Source organism: Mesorhizobium sp. P3_A9, from assembly GCF_056402975.1.
Window position 1 is genome coordinate 1 of the sequence record NZ_JBFUGJ010000254.1, and the last position, 8,776, is coordinate 8,776.

Below are 8,776 nucleotides of genomic sequence, written 5' to 3' on the forward strand. Positions count from 1 at the left end.
GAGCGCGCTGGGAGCGCGCTGGGGTATTTTCCCAGTGCTCATATTTTTATTTACTCCGGAATAAGGACACAACCATGGTTTCCACAAGAAGCTCAAGGGCGAAGACCGTCGCGGTCAATCCGGTCATCAAGCCAATCGCCATCCATGCCATTGCCGTTGGCCCCAACGGCCAGCCGATGATCGTCAAGTCGGCACGGCTGACCATTAGAAGCGATGAGGCGGCAAGGCGAACGATCTCCGATACCGATGGCACGGTGAGGCGGGCCAGGCAGGTTGCCGAGACCAACCGTCTGATCTGATCGCTTTCGCGGCGACGGAAAAGCCGCAGAACCACGCCGAGACTTGAACCTGACGCGCCAATGGCCTAGATCGCGGCAGGCGGACAAACACGGCAGGTTTCCCATTAACAGAGATCAGAGACGAGCGGCGGGTGCGGGAGCCAGGTCTGGCGCAGGCGGACAGCCGCCGCTGGGCCTCGACCAGTATGTGCAGCAGGCCCTGCAATTGCACCAGGCCGGGCGCCGGCAAGAGGCTGAGGCAATCTACCGGCAGGTGCTGACGCGCCAGCCCAAACACGCGGCCGCGGCGCATTTCCTGGGGCTGCTGCTGCACCAGACCGGGCGYAGCGAAGAAGGGCTGGATCTCATCGAACAGTCGGTGGGCGTGCAGCCGACGAATCCCGATTTCCTCAACAATTTCGGCACGGTGATGCGCGACCTCGGCCGCGTCGCTGCGGCAATCGACTTCTTCCGTGGCGCGGTGGATTTGCGGCCGGAGCAACTCGCCGCGCGCGACAATCTTGGCTCGTCGCTGAAGCAGCTCGGCCGGTTCGAGGAGGCCGAAGAGATCTATCGCGGCACGGTCGCACGCAATCCATTTCATGTGCGCGCCCGCATCGGACTTGCCGAAACCCTGCAGGAAGCCGGACGGCTGGATGAGGCGCTGGCGGTTTTTCACGAGTCGCTGGCCATCCGCCCCAAGGATGCCGATCTGCTGCACGGGCTCGGCGTCGGGCTGATGGAAAAAGGGAAGCTCGACGATGCGGCCGATCTTTTCCGGCAGGCGCTGGCGGTGAACCCCGGCATGGCCACGGCCTGGCTGATGCTGACGCAGGTCAAGCGCCAAAAGGAGCGCGATGCCGAATTGGCCGGTATGGAAGCCCAGCATGCCAAGGCGCCGCAGGGCAGCCTGGCACGCATGCAGCTGTCCTTCGGCCTCGGCAAGGCCAATGATGATTTGAAAGACTATAACAGGGCCTTCGACTATTTCACCGAAGGCAATGCCATTCGCCGCAAGGGGATCAACTATGATCCTGTCAAGACGCGCGCGGAATTTGAGGCGATGAAGACGGTTTTCGATACCAGCTTCTTCGAAAGGCACAGGCCGAGCTCGATCACCGATGACGCGCCGATCTTCGTCGTCGGCATGCCGCGTTCGGGCACGACGCTGGTCGAGCAGATCATCGCCAGCCATCCCAAAGTCTATGGCGCGGGCGAGCTCAGCATCCTGAAGAAAGCGGTCGGCAAGCAATTCCCGGCGACCATGCCGGGGGGCTTTCCCTGGGGCGTGTCGGATACGGACGATGCGGATTTTGCCGAGGCAGGCCAGGCCTATCTCGACATGCTGCATGCCCGCTATCCGCATATCGGCCACGTGACCGACAAGATGCCGGGCAACTTCATGCTTGTCGGCTTCATCCACATGATGATGCCGAAGGCCAGGATTATCCACGTCGCCCGCGATGCGGCGGCAACCTGCCTGTCGATCTACAAGGTGCATTTCCGCGGCGACAGCCACCGCTACGGCTATGACCTCGACGAACTCGCCGACTTCCACAATCTCTACACCGACATCATGGCGCATTGGCACAGCGTGCTGCCCGGCGTCGTTCACGATGTTCGCTACGAGGATTTCGTCGCCGATCAGGAAGGGCAGAGCCGGGCGCTCATCGACTATCTCGGCCTGCCATGGGACGATGCCGTGCTGTCCTTCCACGAGACCGACCGKCCSGTGCGCACGGCGTCCGCCGCGCAGGTGCGCCAGCCGATGTATCAAGGCTCGGTCGATTTGTGGAAACGCTATGGAGACCGGCTGAAGCCGCTGCTCGACAAGCTAGGCTGAACTGTCAGGCCGATGCCCTGCGCTGGATCAGGATGACGTTGGTTGAACCGCCGTCTTGATCTTTTTGGGTGAAATGCATTAGATCATTTCACCGTTTCACGGAAACGGCGAACTGCTCTAACTCTTTGTTTTGACGCAATTCCGGACGGAAAACCGCAAACACTTTTCCTGGAATTGCTGTAGCCGGCCTACGGCTCGTAGCGCAGGAAAACGTTGCCGTTGCCGAAGGCCTGCGACCGGGCCAGCTTGACGCTAAGCCGGTTGCCGATGCCTTCGAACATCGTCCTGCCGGCGCCAAGCATGATCGGGACGATGACGAACTGGTATTCGTCGATCAAATTCTCCTCGGCCAATTGAGCGACGAGGTTGCCGCTTCCCAGGATGGTCATGTGATTGCCTGGCTGCTGCTTCAATTCCCGAAGCTTCGCGGCCGGTCCGCTTTTGACCAACTCGGTGTTGTTCCAACTCGCCGTGTCGAGCGTGCGGGAGAACACCACCTTCGGCATGGCGTTCATGCGTTCGGCCACCACCGGTGCGATCTGGGCCGCCATCGGCGTCGGCCAGAACTGGATCATCAGGTCGTAGGTAACGCGGCCCAGCACCAGCATGCCGCCGCCCTTGGCATTGTCGGCGACGAAGGCGTTCCATTCCGGATCCTGGCTGTGCGCCCAGTCCATGGCGCCGTGCCCGTCGGTAAAGTAGCCGTCGAGCGATATGCTGTTGAATACGATCAGCTTGCGCATAAGTCGGTCCTGCCTTGAGAAATGAAGAAGAGTTTCTGGTCTCGCCATTGGCGCTGGTACGCGGCAGCCGGCGACTAAAGCTCTATGAAGGGCTGGAAGCCGCCGAAGATCATGCGCTTCATATCGAAGGGCATGGGGCCCAAGTCGGGTGTCAAACGCGGGTCGGCCATCACCTTGGCCATCACCGTGTCGCGGCTTTGCCTGGATTCATAGACCGCCCAGGCGAAGACGACGATCTCGTCGTCTTTTGCCTGAACGGCCCGCGGAAACGAGGTCAACTCGCCATAGGGCACGTCGTCGCCGATACATTCGACATAGGCGAGCGCGCCGTGTTCCATCCATATTGGGCCTGCGAGGTTGGCCAGCTTCTTGTAGTCATCGAGTTTGGCCTTTGGCACGGCAAGCACGAAACCATCGACATAGGACATGCTGGAACTCCTTTGCTGAAACGAGCGCCGGGTCGGCGGGGATACGACCCGGCGCGGTGAGCGCGCCAGCCTGCAGGCGACGCTGCCCACTAGGAAACTCATTTCACCGGCGCGTTCATCGCCCAGGCGATGCCGAAGGGATCACGCAGCTGGCCCCAGCGGTCGCCCCAGAACATCACCTGCAACGGCACCACTTCCTCGCAGCCAGCTTCGATGGCGCGCTTCCACCAGGTTTCGATCGTGTCGTCCTGGAGATGCAGCTGCAGCGTATAGCCCTGCGCATCCTTGTGCGGGTGACCGTGTTCGGGAAAGGCATCGCCCAGCATCAGCGTCGAGCCGTTGATGTGGAGATGGACATGCATGGTGCGGCCTTTTTCATCCGCCGGATAGGCAAAGACCTGCTCCGCGCCGAAGGCCTTCTTGTAGAATTCGGCAGCCTTGAAGGCGCCGTCCACCTGCAGATAAGGGGTCAATCCACCGAGCACTTCTGCCCTGGGCTGAACGGGTGTCTGGTCAGTCATGTCTTGCTCCTCTTTGCGTTTGCTTGGCCTTGCGAACCACAGGACGAACGAGGTACCGGCAATCCTACATGGGTCGCGAAATTTTTTGCTGGCCGGCCTCGGACAGGCCGTGCGAGTGGCGGTTTGAACGCAAGGCGTGAAACGAACTTGCGCCGGCGGCCCCCAATCAGAGCGCAATTCTCGCAGCGCGCAGGCTAGAACGGGCGGATCGCGCGGCTTCCTCAACCCCTGGGACGATAATGATCCTCTATTATCAGACCCACTCACCCTTCGCGCGCAAGGCGCTCGCCTTCGCGCATGAGGTCGGCATTGCCGATCGGCTCGAGGTCATTCATCACGAGACCAGTCCGACCTTGCGTAACGCTCGTGTCTACGCCGAAAACCCGCTCGGCAAAGTGCCGGTGCTGCTACGGCCCGGCGCATCGGCGATCTTCGATTCCGATGTCATCTGCGCCTATCTCGACACGCTGCATGACGGCCGCAAGCTCTTGCCGCAAGACGGCGAGGCGCGCTGGCAGGCATTGCGGCTGCAGTCGGTCGCACAAGGGTTGGCGCAGACGGGCATCGCTATGCGCTGGGAGACGGAAAGGCGGCCCGARCGGCTGCGCTATGACGCTCTTGCCGACCGTTACCGCGACAAGATCGAAGCGAGCTACGACTGGATTGAAAGCACCCTGGACGACGATGCGCCGGTCCATGTCGGCCATATAGCGCTCGCCACCACGCTGTCCTGGATGGCGTTCCGCAACCTTCCGCCTTTTCGGTCGCGGGCGCGGCTGACGCACTGGTTCGAGGCTTTCGAAAAGCGCGCGTCGATGCAGGCGACACCGCTTTCCGGCGACACGCACGATTGAGAAATGGTCGCCCCGTGGCGGCCTGCATCGATATTTTCCGACCGCATGGTCAGGGCGCCCTGCGGATCCGCGGATCGTTTTGCGCGTCGATGACGATTTCCGGCCAGCCGATATCCTTGCGCAGTTCGATCGGCAGGGACAGCAGCTCGCGTTCGCTGCGGTGGCGGGCGCGGTTCTGTGCGTAACGGCTGGCAACGCGACCCAGGGATGACAGAATGGACATGATGCTTTCTCCTCAGATGAAGCCGGCATCATCGTGTCGGCATCCCAAGGACGAGGCAGGTCCAGGCGATCCGACAGGTCGTTGGAATTTTTGTTACGACACCGGATTCATTCCAGAACGGGCCTAGGCAACCTTGAGCGTCGGAATAGCTGAAACATCAACTTCACGCTCGGCGTGCCAGGCGTCGAAAGCCGCCTGCATCCGAAGCCAGATCGCAGCGCCGTCGCCGAACAGCTTCCCAAGGCGGGCGGCGACTGCCGGCGAAACCGGCTTCTTTTCGCGGATGATGTCATAGAGCTGCTGCCGGGAGATTCCGAGCAGATTTGCAATTTCCACCTTGGTCTTTCCAGTTGCCGGGATGATGTCCTCAAGCAGCGCTCCCGGGTGGGAGGGACAACGCTCGATCGGACGCGTCGGCTCGTGCACATTCATAAGTCGAACTTCTCCAATCTGGCCGCCTCAGTGATATTGCTCGAAATCGACACGGGCGGCGTCCGTACCGTCGAATTCAAATGTGATGCACCACGGACCATTGACATGGACCGTGTAGCGGATGGGATCGAAACCTTTCAGCGGGTGGAAGTCGAAGCCGGGAAGGTTCATCTCCTCCGGCTTCTCTGAAGCTTCCAGTCGGTCAAGCCGGACAAGAATGCGCTTGTGCATCTTGGCGTCGATCTTGCCGGTTTTTCCGGTTTGAAAGAGGTCCGACAGCGCCTTGTTCTTGAAGGACTTGATCATGGATACATGTAAACAGATTGCTTACATAAATCAAGGGATGTAAGCAAATAATTTACAGACAAGGAAACCGGGTCTCAGCAACCCGTCGCCGCTCAGCCACCCGCCTCAGCCACCTCGCGGAAAAAGCCCTCCGGATCTTCGACCTCGGTCAGTTTCCGCTTGTCGATCAGCCAGAAGCGGTTGCCGATGGCGCGGATGAAGGAGCGGTCGTGCGAGGCGAGCACGCAGCTTGCCTGGTGCTTCAGCAATTCCTCCTCCAGCGCCTCCTGGCCGTCGATGTCGAGATGGTTGGTCGGCTCGTCGAGCAGGTAGAAGTTGGGATTGGCGAGCCTCAGCGCCAGCATCATCAGCCGCGCCTTCTGGCCGCCGGACAGCACGCCGATCTTTTTCTCCTGCATCTCGATGACCACGCCGGCGCCGGCAAGCAGCGAGCGGGCGCGCTGCTCGCCGACATCGTAGCGGCGCGACACCATCGCCAGCGGCGTGTCGTCGCCGCTGATGCCCGACAGCGCCTGGTCGCTGTAGCCGAGCACCGTCGACGGCGTCACCTTCACATTCGGTACCGTGTCGGGTTCGGCGATAGCGTTGCGGATCAGGGTGACGAAGCGCGACTTGCCGACGCCGTTGCGGCCGAGCAGCACGATGCGGTCGCCCTGGCAGATGTGGCGCTTGCCGGTCCTGAACAAAAGCGTGCCGTCGGGCGTTTCGACCGCCGCGTCGTCGAGCGTGATCAGCACCTTGGCGTGGGTGCCGCGGTTGGCGAGCTTGATCGCGCCGGCCGACTTCTCGCGATGCGCCGGGTTCGCCGCGTCTTCCAGTTTCTCCGCGCGTTCCCTGAGCTGCTTGGTCTTGACGGTGAGCAGGTCGCTGCCGGAGTTGATGCCGATGTTGTTGAGCTTGGCGGCTTGCTTTCGCAGCTGCTGGGCGACCTTCATGTCGCGCTCGAACTTGCGCGCCGTCGAGGCGTCGACGTCGTCGAGCGCCTGCCTGGCGCGGGAGTAGGGCAGCGCAAACACCGGCGACTGTTCCGGGCGCAGGAACAGCGTGCGGTTGGTGGCGGCGTCGAGGAAGGCACGGTCGTGGCTGGCGATGACGACAGGCACCTCGCGCGGCAGCGCGTTCAGCCAGCTTTCCAGYTGGCTGATSCKGGCRAGRTCGAGRTGGTTGGTCGGYTCGTCGAGCAGCAGCACRTCSGGATCRGTGACCCAGRCGCGSGCGATCAGCGCCAGCCTTTGCCARCCGCCRCTCARSGCCCGCATYKSYCGTTCGCGCATCGSCTCSGGCACRTCGAGCGAATCCAGCACCACGTCGACGCGCCACGTCTCGCTGTCGGCCTGCTCGGCCGGCAAGGCGTCGGCCACGACCTGATAAAAGCTGCGGCCGAGCAGGGCAGGTGCAATGGACTGTTCGACATGGCCAACGCGCAGGCCGCGCGTGCGGGTGATGTCGCCGGAGGTCGGCTCCATCTCGCCGGTCAGGCATTTGAGCAAGGTCGACTTGCCACGGCCATTGGCTGCAACGATGCCGAGCCGGTCGCCGCTGCCGATGGTGAGGTCGAGATTGGCGAAGAGCGGCGCACTCATGGTGACGCCGAGGTTTTTGAGGCTGATCAGGGCCATTTGGATTTCTCTGGTCTTGCCGGAAGCAACTCCGGATGCACTTTGACGGTGCGCGTGCTGGCCATCAGAACAGGCGTCGCGGCACCACGAAGGGCAGACCAAAAAATCGAAGCGGGAAAAACCCGGACCGTCCCTGGTCAGCCCTGCAAGCTGGCTCGCAGGGCAGAAATCGGGCCACGCTGACGATGGTGACGATGAAACGGCAACACGTGAGCCCTCCTTTCAAGACGTTCGAGTGTTGGGGAGCGATTACACCAAAGGCGGGGTTGGTGGCAAGTAGGCGGCTGAATCCGTGCCTTAGCCTCGCCTGATGCCTTCGGCCCAAGCCACCAGGTCGTCCTCGCTGCTGCGCAGCCGTTTCATCACCCGTTGTATAGGCCAGCAGATCATGCCGCTTGCAACTTCGAGGGCTGCATTGATTTCCCCTTCGGGATCGTTGTCATCCGTCTGCCAATGCCCACCAAGTTCCTTGCGGAGCACCTCGCCGCAATAGCATCCCAACGCAAACAGGCGTGGCCCGATATCTTGTGCCAGCAAACCGCCGGAGACGGGCACTCCATCCTTGATCTGCTCGCGAAAGAACCGTTCTACCTCCGCTATGCTTTTGGAGGCGAAGTCCGCGCCATAGCCGGAACTCTGCAATGCGTTGGCTATCCACTGCGCGGCGATCGGAATGTCGTCCTGCAAGCGCCGCGGCGTGCTCGTTGTCTGGGATGTCGCGCGGGACGGCAGTAAGGCCGCGGCGACCGCGGCGAGAACTCCAAAGAAACGGCGGGTCATCATCTGTAGCCACCATGCGATGGTTCGAAGACACATGCGATGGTGAGAAGATACATGCGGGGCTCGCGGAGCGCCACTGTGGAGGCTATGGCAAGGGCCGTCGACTGTCACACGGGCCTCAAGTGGCCTCAGCTTACTCCTTGTTCAGATCCAGCAGGAAGTGCCCGAACACTGTGTTTTTGCAAAGATCGACAACGATCACGAGAAGGGCGTTAAACTTGCCGGTGCCAATCAAAACTTGATCGAACCGGTTTTGAGCATCCCTGTAGACATAGTGGACGTCGTTCAAATAGGGCAGGCCGATCTCATCGAGATTCAGCGCTTCGACATACGGCCATATGTCCACGGCAGCCTCTGCCGTGGCGGTGACGCTCGTCATAGGCTCGGCGAAGCAAGCCTTGAACTCGTCTTCCTGAAGTCTGCGAGTGAGGATCATCGCGCATTCTAGTGGCTGACGTCGAAAGTTCGCAACGGTGGTGCAGACGGGTACTTCCCTTCTCCCCTTGTGGGACTGTTGCGTAATTCGCTGGTTGTGATTCTCTGAGATTGACGCTCGGAGGGAATCACGATGGCAGTGAAGCAGACGGGTCAGTTGAGCTTGGCGGAAGCCTTTCTGGGCGGCAAGTTGGCAGGCGGTTCTTCGCCACTCGATCGATTGTCAGGTCTGGTGAAGTGGTACCGCTTCGAGAAGCTACTCAACCCGCTGCGCGATGGTGGACCGGGTCGGGCTGCCTGGCCACCGTTGGTCC

12 protein-coding genes and 1 pseudogene are annotated in these 8,776 nt (G+C 61.4%); 4 read left to right on the top strand and 9 right to left on the bottom strand.

Annotation, left to right across the window (positions count from 1 at the left end; translation table 11 throughout):
• Positions 1 to 74 precede the first annotated feature (74 nt).
• Together AC1DX0_RS25855 and AC1DX0_RS25860 are read left to right on the top strand one after the other, a co-directional pair.
• A complete protein-coding gene (locus tag AC1DX0_RS25855) occupies positions 75 to 299 on the top strand; it encodes a hypothetical protein (RefSeq protein ID WP_183462416.1) in 225 nt (74 codons plus the stop codon).
• 187 nt (positions 300 to 486) lie between these two features.
• A complete protein-coding gene (locus tag AC1DX0_RS25860; RefSeq protein ID WP_477357307.1) occupies positions 487 to 2,121 on the top strand; it encodes a tetratricopeptide repeat-containing sulfotransferase family protein in 1,635 nt (544 codons plus the stop codon).
• Between the two features lie 188 nt (positions 2,122 to 2,309).
• Here AC1DX0_RS25860 and AC1DX0_RS25865 read toward each other — a convergent pair whose 3' ends face one another.
• The 3 genes from AC1DX0_RS25865 to AC1DX0_RS25875 form a co-directional block, all read right to left on the bottom strand.
• Positions 2,310 to 2,864: a dihydrofolate reductase family protein gene (locus AC1DX0_RS25865; RefSeq protein ID WP_477224050.1), complete on the bottom strand. Its 555-nt coding sequence runs from the start codon at positions 2,862 to 2,864 to the stop codon at positions 2,310 to 2,312.
• 74 nt (positions 2,865 to 2,938) lie between these two features.
• Positions 2,939 to 3,292: a DUF1428 domain-containing protein gene (locus AC1DX0_RS25870; RefSeq protein WP_095792807.1), complete on the bottom strand. Its 354-nt coding sequence runs from the start codon at positions 3,290 to 3,292 to the stop codon at positions 2,939 to 2,941.
• A gap of 98 nt (positions 3,293 to 3,390) precedes the next feature.
• On the bottom strand, positions 3,391 to 3,813 hold the full coding sequence (locus AC1DX0_RS25875; RefSeq protein WP_477224049.1) for a VOC family protein: 423 nt from the start codon (positions 3,811 to 3,813) through the stop codon (positions 3,391 to 3,393).
• A gap of 239 nt (positions 3,814 to 4,052) precedes the next feature.
• On the opposite strand from AC1DX0_RS25875, the gene AC1DX0_RS25880 reads away from it, so the two are divergent.
• On the top strand, positions 4,053 to 4,667 hold the full coding sequence (locus AC1DX0_RS25880) for a glutathione S-transferase family protein (protein ID WP_477357309.1): 615 nt from the start codon (positions 4,053 to 4,055) through the stop codon (positions 4,665 to 4,667).
• 49 nt (positions 4,668 to 4,716) lie between these two features.
• Here AC1DX0_RS25880 and AC1DX0_RS25885 read toward each other — a convergent pair whose 3' ends face one another.
• The 6 genes from AC1DX0_RS25885 to AC1DX0_RS25910 form a co-directional block, all read right to left on the bottom strand.
• On the bottom strand, positions 4,717 to 4,890 hold the full coding sequence (locus tag AC1DX0_RS25885) for a hypothetical protein (protein ID WP_477224047.1): 174 nt from the start codon (positions 4,888 to 4,890) through the stop codon (positions 4,717 to 4,719).
• Positions 4,891 to 5,013: 123 nt separating this feature from the next.
• On the bottom strand, positions 5,014 to 5,322 hold the full coding sequence (locus tag AC1DX0_RS25890) for a HigA family addiction module antitoxin (RefSeq protein ID WP_172225396.1): 309 nt from the start codon (positions 5,320 to 5,322) through the stop codon (positions 5,014 to 5,016).
• 27 nt (positions 5,323 to 5,349) lie between these two features.
• Entirely contained in the window at positions 5,350 to 5,628 is a 279-nt protein-coding gene (locus AC1DX0_RS25895) for a type II toxin-antitoxin system RelE/ParE family toxin (RefSeq protein WP_371009027.1), read from the bottom strand.
• A 92-nt stretch (positions 5,629 to 5,720) separates the two neighbouring features.
• Positions 5,721 to 7,247, bottom strand: coding sequence for an ABC-F family ATP-binding cassette domain-containing protein (locus AC1DX0_RS25900; RefSeq protein WP_477357311.1), 1,527 nt, complete (start codon positions 7,245 to 7,247; stop codon positions 5,721 to 5,723).
• A 297-nt stretch (positions 7,248 to 7,544) separates the two neighbouring features.
• Entirely contained in the window at positions 7,545 to 8,030 is a 486-nt protein-coding gene (locus AC1DX0_RS25905; protein ID WP_477224045.1) for a hypothetical protein, read from the bottom strand.
• 130 nt (positions 8,031 to 8,160) lie between these two features.
• Positions 8,161 to 8,463, bottom strand: a complete 303-nt coding sequence (locus tag AC1DX0_RS25910; RefSeq protein WP_477224044.1) for a hypothetical protein — start codon at positions 8,461 to 8,463, stop codon at positions 8,161 to 8,163.
• 132 nt (positions 8,464 to 8,595) lie between these two features.
• Between AC1DX0_RS25910 and AC1DX0_RS25915 the strand changes: the two are divergent.
• Positions 8,596 to 8,776: pseudogene (locus AC1DX0_RS25915) on the top strand (IS5/IS1182 family transposase); the annotation flags it as partial.

Bases quoted from the DNA above. Each gene is read 5' to 3' on its own strand.
- AC1DX0_RS25855 (WP_183462416.1), top strand. From the start codon at position 75: ATGGTTTCCACAAGAAGCTCAAGGGCGAAGACCGTCGCGGTCAATCCG.
- AC1DX0_RS25865 (WP_477224050.1), bottom strand. From the start codon at position 2,864: ATGCGCAAGCTGATCGTATTCAACAGCATATCGCTCGACGGCTACTTT.
- AC1DX0_RS25890 (WP_172225396.1), bottom strand. From the start codon at position 5,322: ATGAATGTGCACGAGCCGACGCGTCCGATCGAGCGTTGTCCCTCCCAC.
- AC1DX0_RS25870 (WP_095792807.1), bottom strand. From the start codon at position 3,292: ATGTCCTATGTCGATGGTTTCGTGCTTGCCGTGCCAAAGGCCAAACTC.
- AC1DX0_RS25875 (WP_477224049.1), bottom strand. From the start codon at position 3,813: ATGACTGACCAGACACCCGTTCAGCCCAGGGCAGAAGTGCTCGGTGGA.
- AC1DX0_RS25895 (WP_371009027.1), bottom strand. From the start codon at position 5,628: ATGATCAAGTCCTTCAAGAACAAGGCGCTGTCGGACCTCTTTCAAACC.
- AC1DX0_RS25910 (WP_477224044.1), bottom strand. From the start codon at position 8,463: ATGATCCTCACTCGCAGACTTCAGGAAGACGAGTTCAAGGCTTGCTTC.
- AC1DX0_RS25885 (WP_477224047.1), bottom strand. From the start codon at position 4,890: ATGTCCATTCTGTCATCCCTGGGTCGCGTTGCCAGCCGTTACGCACAG.
- AC1DX0_RS25905 (WP_477224045.1), bottom strand. From the start codon at position 8,030: ATGATGACCCGCCGTTTCTTTGGAGTTCTCGCCGCGGTCGCCGCGGCC.